Here is a 16586-nt window from a genome sequence, read left to right on the forward strand (position 1 = left end):
TCAACCTCCCAACCGACGATGCAAAAAGCATCCGGGTACCCGCGCATGGGAGCCGTGAAACGGGCGCCGCTCAATATTCCAGGTGCACGCGCAGGCCCACGAAACGGGCAGGTCCGCGGTCGCGGTTGTAGCCCGGATGGCGAATGAACTGGACGTCCGCCGTGACGGACGCGAACGACGTCGCGGCGAGTTCGTAGTAGGCCTCGGCGATCTGCTCCTCGCCATAGTTCAGGCGCCCGTCGCCCAGTACGAAGCCAGAGCCGCCCGCGGCCAGATAGCGCCGGTGGTCGGGCGAGAGGCCATTCACCACGAAGGCCAGAGCGATCCGATCGCGGGGCCGGTTCCAGCGCGCGCCGGCCATCTGTCCGCCGAAGCTTGCGTTGCGGTCCGCCTCGGTGAAGACGAACGATTCGGTCTTGCCGTCGTTCCAGCCCCATCGCCCGAACAGTCCCGTGTCGCCGTCGTCGGCCAGCGGCAGATCGAAGCCCGCCGCGATGCCGTACTTGTGTCGTCCGTCGCGGTCGTCCGAGCGGATGTCCGGCGTGGTTCCCTGCTGCGCCGCGCGCGCGAGCACGGTGCGGTAGATGCCCATGCGTGCCTTGTTCCGGAAGGCCAGCAGCCACACGGCGGGACCGTTGGCGTCGGCCTGCCAGGTGAGCTGCAGGTTTTCGTTGCGGGCGCGCCAGATGGGGCCTTCCAGCTTCTGCCCGTTGGCCTGCACCGGCATCTGGTACACGCCGTAGCGCCAGATCCATGGTCCGTTCGCATAGGTCGCCACGCCGCCGACCGTGTAGCCGCGCGTGTCGGCCGCGAAGTCCCAGGCGAGGTTGTTGAACAGCCCCCAGTTGAGGAACTGCGTGCGGGTGGAGTTCGCGTAGCGGCTCTGGTCGAAGTCGTCGTTGACGGCGAGCAGCCCGAACTTGAAGCCCAGTCGATGGTCTGCCTGCTGCCCGGGCAACTGGTCCATCTTGCGCTTGATCTCGGTGGTGGCGTCGCCGAGCGGGATGTCGTAGGTGACGAACGCCCGCGCCACGTAGGCATTGCGGCTCAGCGAGCCGCCGCCGCGGATCACGTCGCCGTTGGTCAGGCCGGCCAGGCCGGTGGCGTTGCTGACGCCTTCTCCGCGAAACATCTCCACGTCCAGGTACACCGCCGCATGCGGCGCCACCGGCATGCCGAAGTACACGCCGAAGGTGTGGGAGCGCGCCTGGTTGGCTTGCGCGCGCAGGCTCAGCGGCCCGGCATAGGGCGAGTGCACGCGGCCCTGGTGCTGGTCGATGAAGGTGTACTGCGCGCCCAGCAGCTGGGGCGCCCACAGGCGGGGTTGCTCGTCGGCCATGGCAGGCCGAAGGAAGAACGCGCTGCCGAGGACCAGGGCGCTTGCGCAGAGGCTGGAACGCTTCATTCGTGGCTCCGTGGAGATGACTGCCGGCTAGCATGACCGACATTCCCTGCGTCGCGATATCTAGACGATGTCAACGCCCTCGGGTGGCGCGGCGGTAGCGTGGGGGCGTCCGTTCGGCCTCTCAGCGGTTCCTGCCGCTACGCGTGACTTCAGGCCCATGTACTAGTACGAACTTCGCACTAACCTTCAGCTCGACCCAGGCGGCAGTGCAGGCGAGCTCAAGTGGACGATCGCGTCGGCCATCTGAAGAAGTTCCAGAAGGAGCTCTCCGCGGGCACCGTCTCGCTGGTGCTGCTGGCGGTGCTGGGGCAATCGCGCCAGCCGCTGTACGGCTACCAGATCGCCAAGCGGCTGGAAGAACTGGGCGAGGGCGTGCTGGCGGGCAAGCAGAGCGCGTTGTACCCGGTGCTGCGCAACCTGGAGGCGGCCGGGCTGCTGGCCAGCGAGGTGGAGCCGTCGGTGAGCGGGCCACCGCGCCGCTATTACCGCGTTACCAAGCCGGGGCGGGAAGTGCTGCGCGAATGGGTCGCGGCCTGGAACGCCACGCGTGATTCCGTCGACAAGGTCCTTCAAGGAGAGGTGTGATGAACGCACCGCGCACGATCAACCAATACCTGGACCAGCTGCGGGAGGCCCTGCGCGGCGCCGATCCTGCGCTGGTGCAGGACGCGCTCTACGACGCGGAGGAGCACCTGCGCGCGGAACTGGCCGATCAGCCCGGACGCAGCGAGGCGGACATGCTGGCGCACGTGGTCGGCAGCTACGGCGCGCCGGACGAGGTGGCCGAGCTTTACCGCGACCAGGAGATCAGGATCCAGCGCGCGCTGCGCCCGCCGCCGCCGCCGAAGCGCCGCTCGCTGGCCGGGCGCTTCTTCGGTGTGGCGGCCGACCCGCGCACCTATGGCGCGCTGTTCTACATGGTGCTGGCGCTGGCTACCGGCATCTTCTACTTCACCTGGGCGGTGACCGGCATCTCGCTGTCGGCCGGGCTTTCGGTACTCATCGTCGGGCTGCCTTTCATCGTGTTGTTCTTCGGCTCGGTGCGCGTGCTCTCGCTGGTGGAGGGACGCATCGTCGAGGCGATGCTCGGCGCGCGCATGCCGCGGCGCCCGCCGTATCCCACTCAGGGGCTGACGCTGATGAAACGCATCGGGGCGATGTTCACCGATGCGCGCACCTGGACCACGCTGCTCTACATGCTGCTGATGCTGCCGCTGGGGATTCTCTACTTCACCGTGGCTGTGGTGCTGGTCAGCCTGTCGGTGGGCTTCATCGGCGCGCCGGTCGCCTGGGCGTTCGCACCGCGCTGGATGTCGGACGCATACGTCAACGGCCAGCCCATGATCGACTGGGGCTTCGGCCAGCATCTGCCTGGCTGGGGCGACGCGATCGTGCTGTGCGTGCTGGGCGTGCTGCTGCTGTTCGCCACGCTGCACCTGGCGCGCGGGCTGGGCCGCATGCATGGGCACCTGGCGCGGCACTTGCTGGTGCGCGGGAGCTGAACCTCCGGCGGGTGCGCGCAATGCGCGTGCTAGAAGTCCTCGCCGTCGACGATTTCCAGGCCGGCATCCAGGCGGCGGGCCTCGGTTTCGGCGACCGCGCGTACGGCGTCCGCGCGCATGTCGTCGGGCGCGTCCACTTCCACCATGAACACGCGGCCCTCGTTGTCGTCGACGAGCTGGGCGGAGCTGGAGTCGTCGCGCACGCCCAGCATGAAGTCTTCGATTTCCTCGACGTGCTCGATGCCGTCGATGCCGTGCAGCACGGAAATGATGGAGTCGGCGGTCTCGCGGTTGCCGATCAGGCGAAGGCGGATCATGGACATGGCGGGCTCCGGTTGGGGGCGTCCGGAAAATGCTGGGGCCGGCCATGTGTGCACTCGGTGATCGAACGCGGTGGCCTGGCGCGTCGGGCGGCGGGCCGCGAGGGCTTACCATGGCCTTTTGCGGAAGCACGCCATGCCCAAGTCCTACGACCGCGCCTATTTCGACAAGTGGTACCGCGACCCGCGCCACGCCGTGGCTTCTCCGGCGGAGCTCAAGCGCAAGGTCGCCCTGGCGGTGGCGCAGGCGGAGTACTACCTGGGCCGGCCGCTGCGCAACGTGCTGGACGTCGGCTGCGGCGAGGCGCCCTGGCGCGCGCCGCTGCGCGCGTTGCGACCGGGCGTGGCCTACCGTGGCCTGGATGCGAGCCCGTACGTGGTCGCCCGTTACGGACGCAGCCGCAACATCGGGCTGGCGCGCTTCGGGCAGCTCGAACACCTGCGCTTCGACACGCGCTTCGACCTGATCGTCTGCACCGACGTGCTGCATTACCTCAAGCCGGCGGAGATTCGCGCCGGCCTGGTAGGCATCGGCGAGATGCTGGAAGGCGTGGCCTTCCTCGAGGCGTTCACCAGCCACGACGACGTGGTGGGCGACTGCGAAGGGTTTTTCTCGCGCCCGCCTTCCTGGTACCTTCGCCGGTTCGCGCAGGCCGGCCTGCTTCCCTGCGGCTCGCACGGCTACCTGGGTCCGCGGCTGGAGCGGCACGTCGCAGCACTGGAGCGCGCGCAGGTCGCGGCCTAGGCATTCACGGCGCCGATGGGGGGCCGTTCGCATAATCGTCGCCTGCCCGCCTTCGCTGCGGGCGATCGCTCCTTGAAGAGGTGGACATGCCGACAGGCGAGGAAAGCACCTACGGCCGGATGGTGCAGGCGCTGGATACGTTCGCGATGGTCTCCGTCGATCTGGAAGGGCGGATCAGCAGCTGGAATGCGGGCGCCGTGCGCATTTTCGGCTACGCCGCCGACGAGATCGTCGGCCAGCCGCTCGAAAGCCTCTTCACGCCCGAGCATCGCGCGGCCGGTCGCCCGGCGCAGGCCCTGGACGCCGCAAGGCAGAAGGGCAGCGTGGAGGAAACCGGCTGGCTCCTGGGCAAGCAGGACCGGCGGGTGTGGGCGCGGACCGTCCTGGAAGCCGTGCGTGACGATGCCGGCAGCCGGATCGGCTACGCCTACATGGCTCGCGACATTCCCTGGCCGAGCCGGGACGACGAGACGCGCGGCAGCAACGAGAAGCAATTCAGCCTGCTGCTGCAGGGCGTGCGTGACTACGCGATCTACATGCTCGATCCGCAGGGCTACGTGGCCAGCTGGAACGCCGGCGCCGAGCGCATCAAGGGCTACCGCGAGCACGAAGTGCTGGGCAGGCACTTCAGCCAGTTCTATTCGGAAGAGGATACGGAAGCGGGCAGGCCGGCCACCAACCTGGAGATCGCGCGCAAGGAGGGCATGTACGAGGGCGAGGGCTGGCGCGTGCGCAAGGACGGTTCGCGCTTCTGGGCACACGTGGTGATCGATCGGCTCACCGACGAGCATGGCCGGATCGTCGGCTTCGCCAAGATCACCCGCGACGTGACCGACAAAAAGCGTGCCGAGCACGAGTTGGCGGTGGCGCGCGAGGCCTTGCTCCAGGCGCAGAAGACCGAGGCGATCGGCCAGCTCACCGGCGGCGTGGCGCACGACTTCAACAACCTGCTAATGGCCGTGATGGGCAACCTGGAGCTGCTGGGCAAATGGCTGCCGGATGCGCCGCGGCCGCAGTCGCTGCTGGACAACGCCATGGCCGGTGCGCAGCGCGGCGTGGCGCTGACACGGCGCATGCTGGCATTCGCTCGACGGCAGGAACTCTATCCGCGGCCGGTGGACGTGCCGCTGCTGGTACACGGCATGGCCGACCTGCTCAGGCGTTCGCTGGGTCCGGAAGTGAGAGTGGGCACGCGCTTCCCGCTGCAGCTGCCGCACGTGTTGATCGATGCCAACCAGCTGGAGCTGGCCCTGCTCAACCTGGCGGTCAACGGCCGCGACGCGATGCCCCAGGGCGGCCGTTTGGAGATCGGCGCACAGGCCGAGCACGTAGCCGCGGGGCATGCCACCGCGCTGGCGCCGGGCGAATACGTCTGCCTGTGGATCGCCGACGAAGGCCATGGCATGGACGAGGAAACCATCCAGCGCGCGACCGAGCCGTTCTTCACCACCAAGGGCGTGGGCAAGGGCACCGGGCTGGGCCTGTCGATGGCTTATGGCCTGGCCGAACAATCCGGCGGGCGCCTGTTGCTCCACAGCCAGCCGGGCAAGGGCACCACGGTGGAGATCTGGTTGCCGGTCGCCTCCGCCGCCGCGGTCGCCGCCGCCGCGCCGCCGGCCGCGCCCGAACAGGACGCCTCCGACACACACCTGCACACGGACGGGCCGCTGTTCGTGCTGGTGGTCGACGACGACGAATTGGTGCTGATGAGCACGATGGCGATGGCCGAGGACCTGGACTGTCGGGTGCACGGCGTGACTTCGGCCGAGGAGGCTCTGGCGTACGTCCAGGATGGCGGCAAGGTCGATGTGGTGGTCACCGACCAGGCGATGCCGGGCATGACCGGCGCGCGCCTGGCCGGCCTGTTGCGCGAATGCCGTCCTACGCTTCCGATCGTGCTGGCGTCCGGCTATGCCGAGCTGCCCGGTCTGCCCGTGCCGGGGCTGGTGCGGCTGGGCAAGCCTTTCACCCGGCGCGAGCTCCGGCGCGCCATCGACGAGTCGCTGGCGCGCGAGGGCGTTACCGACGACTCCCGCTGAGCCCGGCCGCGGCGGCCTCCTCACGCGCCGTCTGCCTGCCGGCGATACCGTGCGCATGCATGGGTGCGACACATCCGCAGGGTTACAGTGCCGCCCCGTCCAATGCAGGATCGAGGGACGTTGCATGCAGCAACCCGCGGATTCCTCTACGCCGCCCCCGGCACGGGCGCCCTCCAGCCAGGCGCGACTGGAGCTGGCCACGCACGCGGCCAGGCTCGGCATCTGGGACTGGAACCTGCTGGACGGCACCCTGGTCTACTCGGCCCGCGCCCGCGAGATCTGCGGCCTGCCGCCGGGCGAAGGGCGGTTGCGGCTGGAGCAGGTGCAGGCCTGCACCCACCCGGACGACCTGCCGCGCACCCACGCCATGCTCCTGCGCGCGCTCGACCCGGCGATCCGCGAGTGCACGCCCTACGAGTACCGCGTGGTGCACGCCGATGGCACCGTACGCTGCGTGCTGGCGCACGGCGCCGTGGAGTTCGCGCCCGTCGATGGCGCCGAGCGCGCGGTGCGCTACATCGGCACGCTGCAGGACGTCACCGAGCAGCGTCAGTTGAGCGAGGCGCTGGAATCGAGCCGCGCGCGGCTGCAGCTGGCGCTCGATGCCGGCCGGATGGCGGTGTGGGAATTGGACCTGCGCAACGACGTGATGCACGGTTCGGCCCAGTTCAACCGCCTGCTGGGTTTTCCCGAGGACGCCAGGCCGACCATGGCGCAGATCCGCGCCGGCTATCCGTCGGGCGAGCGGGAGCGCATCGAGCGGGAAGGCCGGGCTGCGCTCGCTCGGGGCGAACATTTTTTCGAGACCGAATATCGCTATTGCCGGCCCAGCGGCGAGCTGCGTTGGCTGCTGCTGCGCGCGCAGACCCTGTTCGAGGACGGTCAGCCGTCGCGCGCCGTCGGCGTGCTGATGGACATCACCGCGCGCCGCCGTGCCGAAGAGAAACTGCGCACCAGCGAGGCCCGACTGAAGCTGGCCCAGCGGGTGGGCGACATCGGCGTGTGGGAGTGGGATCTGCCTTCGGGCAACGCCAGCTGGTCGCCCGAGATGTACATGCTGTTCGGTGTCGACCCGCAGGCCGGGATCAGTCCCGAGCAGGTCTGGAGGGAAAGGGTCTGGCCGGAGGACCGCGTCGCCGTCGATGAAGCGGTGCGTCGCAGCACCGAGGGCGGCTGGTCGATGGACATCGAGTTCCGCATCCGCGTCCGAGGCGAGACGCGCTGGCTGCGCTCCAAGGGCACGCCGGTCACCACCCCCGGCGGCCGCGCCCGCATGATCGGCGTCAACCAGGACGTGACCCGCGCGCATCGCCAGAAGATCGCGCTGGAGAACCGCAACCGCGTGCTGCAGGAAGAGGCCGTGCAGATCGGGCGCGAGCGCGAGCGGCTGTTCGAACTGAGCCGCGACATGTTCGGTGTGCTCGGCTTCGACGGCAGCCTCAGGGCTGCCAACCCGGCCTGGACGCGCACCCTGGGCCACGACGCGCCGTCCCTGCTCGCGCGCCCGTTCCTGGAATGGATCCATCCCGAAGACCGCGCCGGCGCTGCCGCGGTCATGGACGGGCTCCAACGCGGCGAGCCGGCGCCGCCGTTCGAAAGCCGCATGCAGGCCGGCCACGGCGGCTGGCGCTGGATCGCCTGGACGGCCGTGGCCGAGGACGAACTGGTTTATCTGGTCGGACGCGATGTTACTCACGAGAAGCTCGCCGCACAGGAACTCGAGGCGGCCAACCGGCAGCTGCGCCAGCAGATCGAAGGCCGTGAGCGGGTGGAGGCCACGTTGCGCCAGATGCAGCGGCTGGAGGCGGTCGGCCAGCTCACCTCGGGCGTGGCGCACGACTTCAACAACCTGCTGACCATCGTGCTGGGCAACATCGATCTGCTGGAGATGGTCGTGCAGGAGCCGAAGGTGCGCCGCCGGCTGGAACTGATGCGCCAGGCCGCCCTGCGGGGCGCCACGCTGACCTCGCAGCTGCTCGCGTTCTCGCGCCGCCAGCGTCTGGAGCCGAAGGCGCTCGACCTCAATGGCACCGTGCAGGGCATGAGCGAACTGCTCCAGAGCACGATGGGCGGCAGTGTCGCGGTAGCCACGCGGCTGCAGCCGGGGCTGTGGAGCGCGCTGGTGGATCCGACCCAGATCGAGCTGGTGATCCTCAACCTGGCGATCAACGCGCGCGACGCCATGCCGGTCGGCGGCAGCCTCACGATCGAGACCGCCAACGTCAGCCTGACCGAGGAGCCGCAACAGCCGGGGGAGCCGGTGCCGGGCGATTACGTCGCCATCGCGGTGGCCGACACCGGCACCGGCATGACCGACGAGGTGCGCGCGCGGGTGTTCGAGCCCTTCTTCACCACCAAGGAGGTCGGCAAGGGATCGGGACTGGGAATGGCGCAGGTGCTCGGCTTCGTGCAGCAGTCCGGAGGCGGCGTACGCGTCCAGAGCACGCCGGGCGCCGGCACCACGGTGCACGTCTACCTGCCGCGCGCCCGTACCGGGGCCGTGGCCGAGGACGTCGAGCCGGCGCCCCGGCACTCGCCTTCGACGCATCGCGCGCGCCGGCTTGCGCTGCTGGTGGACGATGACGTCGCCGTGCGCGAGGTCACCGCCGCACGGCTGCGGCGCCTGGGCTTCGACGTGCTCGAGGCCGGCTCCGGCGGCGCCGCGCTGGACCTGCTCGACCGGGCGCCGCAGGTCGACCTGCTGGTGGCGGACTTCGCCATGCCGGGCATGAACGGCGCCGAGGTCGCGCGCCAGGTGCGCCTGCGCCGGCCGGAACTGCCCGTGCTGTTCGTCACCGGCTACGCCGACCAGGCCGCGCTGGCCGCCGTAGGCGACGAGCGCGTGGTGCAGAAGCCCTTCCGCGACGACGAACTCGAACGCATGGTGCTGGCGGCCGCCGGCGGATAAGCCACCCCGCGTGACGTGTTGGGAAACCGGCGGCCCCATGCTTACCATGCGGGGGTTGCCCCAAACCGAGGTGCCCCCGTGAACCGACCGCTCGCCGCCGCCATCGCCGCGGCCCTGCTTGTTCCCGTCCTGGCCGCCGCCGTCGAGCGGCCCAGGTTCGATCCGCACCGGCTGTCGCAGGAGGTCAAGACGCTGTCCTCCGATGCCTTCGAGGGGCGCGGGCCGGCCACGCCGGGCGAGACCAAGACGGTCGACTACGTGATCGCGCAGTTCAAGGCCGCCGGCCTCGAGCCCGGCGGCGCCGTCGTCGATGGCAAGCGCACCTGGACGCAGCCGGTGCCGCTGGGCCGTTTCGAGATCGTCGGCGCGCCCAGCTTCGCGCTGACCGAGCACGGCAAGCGCGAGCCGCTGACCCAGGGCGAGCAGATCGCCGTACGCGCGGCGATGGACGGCAGCCGCAAGGTCGACATCCAGGACGCGCCGCTGGTGTTCGTCGGCTACGGCGTCGAGGCGCCCGAGCGCCACTGGGACGACTTCAAGGGCGTGGACCTGAAGGGCAAGATCGGCGTGGTGCTGGTCAACGATCCCGATTTCGAGACCGGCCACGGCGACTTCGGCGGCAAGGCGATGACCTACTACGGCCGCTGGACCTACAAGTACGAAGAGGCCGCGCGCCAGGGCGCGCTGGGCATGCTGGTGGTGCACGAGACCGCGCCGGCCTCCTACGGCTGGGCCACGGTGAAGAACTCCAACACCAACGTGCAGTTCGACATCGTGCGCGAGAAGCCCGCCGCCGCGCATCCGACGCTGGAAGGCTGGATCCAGCGCGACCTCGCCGTGCAGATGTTCAAGGCCGCGGGGCTGGATTTCGACGCGCTCAAGAAGCAGGCGCAGACGCGCGCCTTCAAGCCGGTGGAGCTGAAGGGCGTGACCTTCTCGGCGAAGTACGACGTCGATTCCAAGGTGATCACCTCGCAGAACGTCGTCGGCCGCGTCGAGGGCAGCAAGCGCCCGGACGAGACGGTGATCTACAGCGCGCACTGGGATCACTTGGGGATAGGCGCGCCGGACGCCAAAGGCGACCGCATCTACAACGGCGCGGTCGACAACGCCACCGGCACCGCCGCGCTGATCGAGCTGGGCCGCGCCTTCGCGCATGCGCCCAGGCCAGAGCGCACGGTGGTGTTCCTCAACGTCACCGCCGAGGAGAAGGGCCTGCTCGGCTCGGAGTACTACGCCACGCATCCGCTCTACCCGGTGGCCAAGACGGTGGCCGACATCAACCTCGACGCGCTCGATCCGAACGGTCCGGCGCGCAACTTCACCATCTCCGGCAACGCCAAGCTGGGCCTGCTCGATCGCCTGATCGCGCTGGCCAAGACCTACGGCATGAGCTATGCGCCCGATCCGCATCCGGAGGCGGGCAGCTTCTTCCGCTCGGACCATTTCTCCTTCGCCAAGCAGGGCGTGCCGGCGATCTCCTACGAGTCCGGCGATGACCTGGTCAAGGGCGGCAAGGCGGCCGGCGAGGCCGCGGCCAGGGAATACACCCGCGACCACTACCACCAGCCCTCCGACGAATGGCAGGCCAGCTGGACCTTCGCCGGCATGGCGCACGACCTGGCCATGCTCTACCAGCTGGGCGACGAGCTGGCCAACTCCGGCGCGTGGCCGGAGTGGTCGAAGGATTCGGAGTTCCGCGCGGTGCGCGAGAAGACGGCCGACCAGCGCAAGTAACGCGGGGTCGCCGCGAGGCCACCTTCCCCCGCATGCGGGGGAAGGATCGGGTTCAGGCCGCCACGGCCGCCGGCGCCGAGGTGCGGATCAGGTGGTCGAAGGCCGCCAGCGCGGCGGTCGAGCCGGCGCCCATGGCGATGACGATCTGCTTGTACGGCACCGTGGTCGCGTCGCCGGCGGCGAACACGCCCGGCAGCGAAGTCTGGCCGCGATCGTCGATCACGATCTCGCCGCGCGCAGACAGCTCCAGCGTGCCCTTGAGCCATTCGGTGTTCGGCAGCAGGCCGATCTGCACGAAGATGCCTTCCAGCTCCAGCGTGCGCATCTGGCCGCTCACGCGGTCCTTGTAGATCAGCGCGGTCACCCGCTTGCCATCGCCCAGTACCTCGGTGGTCTGGCCGCTGACGACGATGTCGACGTTAGGCATGCTGCGCAGCTTGCGCTGCAGGACGTCGTCCGCGCGAAGCTTGCCGTCGAACTCGATCAAGGTGACGTGGCTGGCCAGGCCGGCCAGGTCGATCGCCGCCTCCACGCCGGAGTTGCCGCCGCCGATCACCGCCACGCGCTTGCCCTTGAACAGCGGGCCGTCGCAGTGCGGGCAGTAGGCCACGCCCTTGTTGCGGTACTCGTCCTCGCCGGGCACGCCCATCTGGCGCCAGCGCGCGCCGGTGGAAAGCACCACGGTCCTGGACCTGAGCGTGGCGCCGTTGGCCAGCTGCACTTCGATCAGGCCGTCCGTTTCGTCGCTGGCCGGGATCAGCGCCTGCGCGCGCTGCAGGTTCATCACGTCGACGTCGTAGTCGTGCACGTGCTGCTCCAGCGCGGTGCCGAGCTTGGGGCCCTCGGTGTAGGAGACCGAGATGAAGTTCTCGATGCCCATGGTGTCCAGCACCTGGCCGCCGAAGCGCTCGGCCGCCAGTCCCGTGCGGATGCCCTTGCGCGCGCCGTAGACGGCCGCCGCGGCGCCGGCCGGGCCGCCGCCGACCACCAGCAGGTCGAAGGCCTCCTTGGCCTTGATCTTCTCGGCTTCACGCTCGCTCGAGCCGGTGTCGAGCTTGGCCACGATCTGCTCCAGGCTCATGCGGCCCTGGTCGAACAGTTCGCCGTTGAGGAACACGGTGGGCACGGACATCACCTGGCGGGCCTCGACCTCCTCCTGGTACAGCGCGCCGTCGATGGCCACGTGGCGGATGCGCGGGTTGAGCACGCTCATCAGGTTGAGCGCCTGCACCACGTCCGGGCAGTTCTGGCAGGACAGCGAGAAATAGGTCTCGAAGCGGTAGTCGCCGTCGAGATTGCGCACCTGCTCGATGGTCTGGGCCGCAGCCTTGGACGGATGGCCGCCGACCTGCAGCAGCGCCAGCACCAGCGAGGTGAACTCGTGGCCCAGCGGGATGCCGGCGAAGCGCACGCTCACGTCCGAACCGAGGCGGTTGATCGCGAACGAGGGCTTGCGGGCCTCGTCATCGCGGCGCACGAGGCTGATCTTGTCCGACAGCGAGGCGATTTCGGTCAGCAGTTCGTTCAATTCGGCGGACTTGGCGCTGTCGTCGAGCGAGACGGCCAGTTCGATCGGCTGGACCAGCTTTTCGAGGTAGGCCTGGAGTTGGGTCTTGAGGTGGGTGTCGAGCATGGCGGGCTCCAGACGTCGAATGGGATGTAAAGAAGGCGCTTGCAGCAGCGGCCTTGAGTCACGGGCGGGGAGGGGCGCCGGGACCGGCGCCCTGCGGTCCAGGCCGCTGCTGCAAGCACCCGGTCGGGTGCCGCTTGGGGAATCCGGGCGCGGACGCCCGGATTCCGGTCGTGCGGTCGACCAGAACGTGCCGGTCGATCGAGTGGGTCAGAGCAGACCGATCAGAGCAGTCCGATCAGAGCAGCCCGATCAGATCTTGCCGACCAGGTCCAGCGACGGCGCCAGGGTCTTCTCGCCTTCCTTCCACTTGGCCGGGCAGACCTCGTTCGGGTGGGAGGCGACGTACTGCGCGGCCTTGACCTTGCGCAGCAGCTCGGAGGCGTCGCGGCCGATGCCGCCGGCATTGATCTCGACGATCTGGATCTTGCCCGACGGGTCGACCACGAAGGTGCCGCGGTCGGCGATGCCAGCGGACTCGATCAGCACGTCGAAGTTGCGCGAGATCGCGTGGGTCGGATCGCCGATCATGGTGTACTGGATCTTCTTCACCGCCTCCGACGTGTCGTGCCAGGCCTTGTGCGAGAAGTGGGTGTCGGTGGACACCGAGTAAACTTCCACGCCCAGCTTCTGGAACTCGGCGTAATGGTCGGCCAGGTCTTCCAGCTCGGTGGGGCAGACGAAGGTGAAGTCGGCGGGGTAGAAGAACACGACGGACCACTTGCCCTTCAGGTCGGCATCGGTCACCTCGATGAACTTGCCGTTCTTGAAGGCCTGCGCCTTGAAGGGTTTGACTTCGGTGTTGATCAAGGACATCGCTGTCTCCTCGTTTGGTGGGTGGTTGACCGGGCAAGAATAGGGTACCCGCGACGATCGATCCAATTGATTGTCGGGATCGTGATGATTGATGCAGGCTATCGGTGACGAGGCCGGGCGTCAGCGTGCTTCGGTGGCGAGCAGCATCACGCCGGGCACGGTATCGCCGGCGGTGTTGTGTCCGCGGCAACGAAACGCCGCGGCTTCGCTGGCGCCGGCCGAGGCGCCGCGCGTGGACGAGCCCGGCCCGCCAGTAGGCTAAAATGCTCCTTTTTCCCGGAGGCGACATGGCAAGCCAAGCATCCCCCGGCGCAGGTTTCCGCGCCGCCCTCGCCGCCGAACAGCCGCTGCAGGTGATGGGCGCGATCACCGCCTATGCCGGCCTGATGGCCAAGCGCGTCGGCTACAGGGCGCTGTACCTCTCAGGCGGCGGCGTGGCCGCCAACTCGTTGGGCATGCCGGACCTGGGCATCAGCACGATGGAAGACGTGCTCACCGACGCGCGCCGCATCGTGGACGCCACGCAGCTCCCGTTGCTGGTCGACATCGATACCGGCTGGGGCGGCGCCTTCAACATCGCGCGCACCATCCGCAGCTTCGAGCGCATCGGCGTGGCCGCGGTGCACATGGAGGACCAGGTCGGCCAGAAGCGCTGCGGCCACAGGCCGGGCAAGGAAGTGGTGCCTAAGGCGGAGATGGTCGACCGCGTCAAGGCCGCGGTCGACGCGCGCACCGACCCCGGCTTCGTGATCATGGCGCGCACCGACGCGGCGGCGGTGGAAGGCATCGACGCGGCGATCGAGCGCGCCTGCGCCTACGTCGAGGCCGGCGCCGACATGATCTTCCCCGAGGCGATGAAGACGCTGGAGGACTACCGACGCTTCAAGGCGGCGGTGAAGGTGCCGATCCTGGCCAACCTCACCGAATTCGGCTCCACGCCCTTCTTCACCACCGCGGAGCTGGGCTCGGCCGGCGTGGGCATCGCGCTGTACTGCTGCGGCGCCTATCGCGCCATGAACAAGGCGGCGCTCAACTTCTACGAGACCGTGCGCCGCGAAGGCACGCAGAAGGGCATCATCGATACCTTGCAGACGCGCGAGGAGCTGTACGACTTTCTCGGCTACCACGCCTACGAGGACAAACTCGACGCGCTGTTCGCCGACGGCAAGGGCTGACCGGCCATTCACCCGCAGGCCGTCAGCCGGCCTGCAGCCATTCGCGTGGACGGGCCGCAGGCTCCGCCCGCATCCGCAAGTCTTCAAGGAGATTCCCGATGAGCGAGCAAACCCTCCCCAAGCCGAAGAAATCCGTGGCGCTGTCCGGCGTGCCGGCCGGCAACACCGCGCTGTGCACGGTCGGCCGCAGCGGCAACGACCTGCACTACCGCGGCTACGACATCCATGACCTGGCCGCCAAGGGTTGCTTCGAGGAAGTGGCCTATCTGCTGGTGTACGGCAGGCTGCCCAACTGGACCGAGCTGCAGAACTACAAGGCCAGGTTGAAGCGCCTGCGCGGCCTGCCGGCGCCGGTCAAGGGCGCGCTGGAACTGCTGCCGGCCGCGACGCATCCGATGGACGTGCTGCGTACCGGCTGCTCGGTGCTGGGCACCGTGTTGCCGGAGAAGGAAGACCACAACCTCACCGGCGCACGCGACATCGCCGACCGCCTGATGGCGAGCTTCGGCTCCATGCTGCTGTACTGGTACCACTTCAGCCACAACGGCAAGCGCGTGGAGACGCAGACCGACGACGACTCGATCGCCGCGCACTTCCTGCACGTGCTGCACGGCAAGACGCCGAGCGAACTGCACGCGCAGGCATTGGACAAGTCGCTGATCCTCTATGCCGAGCACGAGTTCAACGCGTCCACCTTCACGGCGCGCGTGATCGCCGGCACCGGCTCGGACATGTATTCGGCCATCACTGGCGCGATCGGTGCGCTGCGCGGTCCCAAGCACGGTGGCGCCAACGAAGTGGCGATGGAGATCATCGCCCGCTACCGCAGCGCGGCCGATGCTGAGGCGGACATCCGCGCACGGGTGGAGAGGAAGGAAATCATCATCGGCTTCGGCCACCCGGTCTACACGGTGTCCGATCCGCGCAACGAGATCATCAAGGAGATCTCGCGCAAGCTCTGCACCGAAGGCGGCAACCCGACGCTGTTCGAAGTGTCCGAGCGCATCGAGAAGCTGATGTGGGAACTGAAGAAGATGTTCCCCAATCTCGACTGGTACTCGGCCAGCGCCTACCACATGATGGGCGTGCCCACGGCGATGTTCACGCCGCTGTTCGTGATCGCGCGCACCTCCGGCTGGAGCGCGCACGTGATCGAGCAGCGCCAGGACGGCAAGATCATCCGCCCGAGCGCCAACTACACCGGTCCGGAAGACCAGAGCTACGTGCCGATCGAGAAGCGCTGAGCCGCCGGAAAACCGAAGCGCGAAGGGAGCCGCGAGGCTCCCTTTTTCGTGGGCTCGGCAGCAATCCGTGCCGAAGGGCGCGGATGGGTTGCGACCGCAGCTTCGTGGGCATCACCAAGCAGAACGGCCAGACCGTGGCTGGATCCGCCAGAACCGTGCTCGGCACCTTGCTGGTCGGCGGCTCCCACCGCCTGAGCGACAAGCGTACGCCGAATTTCTCGCTTGTGTAGGCGTGACGCGCGATACGCCCGATGCCACCGTGACGGTGCGCCTGCCGATGACGTATTGGGCTGGCGCTCAGCTGCGTCGCCGCCGTCTCCACCAGCCTCCGCCGCAGACGCCGGCGACCAGCACGACGTCCAGCAGATAGCCCATCCAGGTGCGTGAGGCGAACCGGGCGTGCAGCAGGTGGTCGTGCGTGATCATGCGGCCGGCCGTCCAGGCGATCGCGCCGGCGCCGAGGTAGACGATGACGGGGAAGCGCTCGATCAGTTTCAGGATCAGGGTCGAGCCCCACACCACCAGCGGCACGCTGATCAGCAGGCCCAGCACCACCAGCAGCAGGTCGCCGTGCGACGCGCCGGCGATCGCCAGCACGTTGTCCAGCCCCATCAAGGCGTCGGCGACGACGATGGTGCGCAGCGCGGCCCAGAGGTTGCCGGCGGCGGCGACATCGTGTGGCGCATCGTCCCGTTTCAGCAGCTGCCAGGCGATCGGCAGCAGCAACAGGCCACCGGCCAGCATCAGGCCCGGCAGTTCCAGCAGCCAGACCACGGCAGTGGTGAGCGCGATGCGCACCACGACAGCGCCGAAGCTGCCCCAGAGCACGGCGCGCCTCTGATGCGTCTTCGGCAACTTGCGTGCGGCCAGCGCGATCACGATCGCGTTGTCGCCGGCCAGCACCAGATCGAGCAGCACGATGGTGATCAGGCCGGAGAAGAATGGGGGGGCGAGGAAATCCATGCGGCTCGGTTCCTGCGTGCGGGACAGATGCAGCAACCACGGGCGCACGCAACCCCGTGATTACCGCAAAAGTCTCGTTCGCGGCCGAGCCGCTGCAGCGAC

At 68.7% G+C, this 16586-nt stretch carries 14 protein-coding genes; 9 read left to right on the top strand and 5 right to left on the bottom strand.

Annotated features, from left to right (window positions below):
* Positions 1-70: 70 nt before the first annotated feature.
* Positions 71-1405, bottom strand: coding sequence for a carbohydrate porin (locus tag VGU03_RS05960; protein ID WP_327479348.1), 1335 nt, complete (start codon positions 1403-1405; stop codon positions 71-73).
* 222 nt (positions 1406-1627) lie between these two features.
* Between VGU03_RS05960 and VGU03_RS05965 the strand changes: the two genes are divergently transcribed.
* Entirely contained in the window at positions 1628-1990 is a 363-nt protein-coding gene (locus VGU03_RS05965) for a PadR family transcriptional regulator (protein ID WP_091333000.1), read from the top strand.
* The gene (locus VGU03_RS05970) at positions 1990-2907 is read left to right on the top strand and encodes a sensor domain-containing protein (RefSeq protein WP_327479351.1); all 918 of its coding nucleotides are present in this window, start codon (positions 1990-1992) and stop codon (positions 2905-2907) included. Before VGU03_RS05965 ends, VGU03_RS05970 begins: the two co-directional genes overlap by 1 nt.
* Positions 2908-2936: 29 nt before the next feature.
* On the opposite strand, the gene VGU03_RS05975 is transcribed toward VGU03_RS05970, so the two are convergent.
* Positions 2937-3230 (bottom strand): hypothetical protein, encoded by a 294-nt coding sequence (locus VGU03_RS05975; protein ID WP_327479353.1) that lies wholly within the window; start codon positions 3228-3230, stop codon positions 2937-2939.
* A gap of 133 nt (positions 3231-3363) precedes the next feature.
* On the opposite strand from VGU03_RS05975, the gene VGU03_RS05980 reads away from it, so the two are divergent.
* From VGU03_RS05980 to VGU03_RS05995, 4 genes are all read left to right on the top strand, one after another.
* On the top strand, positions 3364-3972 hold the full coding sequence (locus tag VGU03_RS05980; RefSeq protein ID WP_327479355.1) for a class I SAM-dependent DNA methyltransferase: 609 nt from the start codon (positions 3364-3366) through the stop codon (positions 3970-3972).
* Positions 3973-4058: 86 nt separating this feature from the next.
* Positions 4059-6011, top strand: coding sequence for a PAS domain S-box protein (locus VGU03_RS05985; RefSeq protein ID WP_327479357.1), 1953 nt, complete (start codon positions 4059-4061; stop codon positions 6009-6011).
* Between the two features lie 124 nt (positions 6012-6135).
* The gene (locus tag VGU03_RS05990) at positions 6136-8919 is read left to right on the top strand and encodes a PAS domain-containing hybrid sensor histidine kinase/response regulator (protein ID WP_327479358.1); all 2784 of its coding nucleotides are present in this window, start codon (positions 6136-6138) and stop codon (positions 8917-8919) included.
* A 78-nt stretch (positions 8920-8997) separates the two neighbouring features.
* On the top strand, positions 8998-10656 hold the full coding sequence (locus tag VGU03_RS05995) for a M28 family metallopeptidase (RefSeq protein WP_414655938.1): 1659 nt from the start codon (positions 8998-9000) through the stop codon (positions 10654-10656).
* 52 nt (positions 10657-10708) lie between these two features.
* Here VGU03_RS05995 and ahpF read toward each other — a convergent pair whose 3' ends face one another.
* Together ahpF and ahpC are read right to left on the bottom strand one after the other, a co-directional pair.
* A complete protein-coding gene (gene ahpF / locus VGU03_RS06000; RefSeq protein ID WP_327479360.1) occupies positions 10709-12289 on the bottom strand; it encodes an alkyl hydroperoxide reductase subunit F in 1581 nt (526 codons plus the stop codon).
* A 249-nt stretch (positions 12290-12538) separates the two neighbouring features.
* Positions 12539-13102 (bottom strand): alkyl hydroperoxide reductase subunit C, encoded by a 564-nt coding sequence (gene ahpC / locus VGU03_RS06005; RefSeq protein WP_327479361.1) that lies wholly within the window; start codon positions 13100-13102, stop codon positions 12539-12541.
* A 287-nt stretch (positions 13103-13389) separates the two neighbouring features.
* Between ahpC and prpB the strand changes: the two genes are divergently transcribed.
* From prpB to VGU03_RS06020, 3 genes are all read left to right on the top strand, one after another.
* Positions 13390-14277 carry a methylisocitrate lyase gene (prpB, locus tag VGU03_RS06010; RefSeq protein ID WP_327479363.1) on the top strand — a complete coding sequence of 296 codons (888 nt, stop codon included), beginning with the start codon at positions 13390-13392 and terminating at the stop codon, positions 14275-14277.
* A gap of 98 nt (positions 14278-14375) precedes the next feature.
* Entirely contained in the window at positions 14376-15521 is a 1146-nt protein-coding gene (gene prpC, locus VGU03_RS06015) for a bifunctional 2-methylcitrate synthase/citrate synthase (protein ID WP_327476860.1), read from the top strand.
* A gap of 83 nt (positions 15522-15604) precedes the next feature.
* Complete coding sequence (locus VGU03_RS06020) at positions 15605-15751, top strand: hypothetical protein (protein WP_327479365.1); 147 nt, start codon at positions 15605-15607, stop codon at positions 15749-15751.
* A gap of 67 nt (positions 15752-15818) precedes the next feature.
* Here VGU03_RS06020 and VGU03_RS06025 read toward each other — a convergent pair whose 3' ends face one another.
* Positions 15819-16484: a TerC family protein gene (locus VGU03_RS06025; protein ID WP_327479367.1), complete on the bottom strand. Its 666-nt coding sequence runs from the start codon at positions 16482-16484 to the stop codon at positions 15819-15821.
* Positions 16485-16586 lie beyond the last annotated feature (102 nt).

This window comes from Frateuria sp., assembly GCF_035944355.1.
Classification (GTDB): domain Bacteria; phylum Pseudomonadota; class Gammaproteobacteria; order Xanthomonadales; family Rhodanobacteraceae; genus Frateuria_A.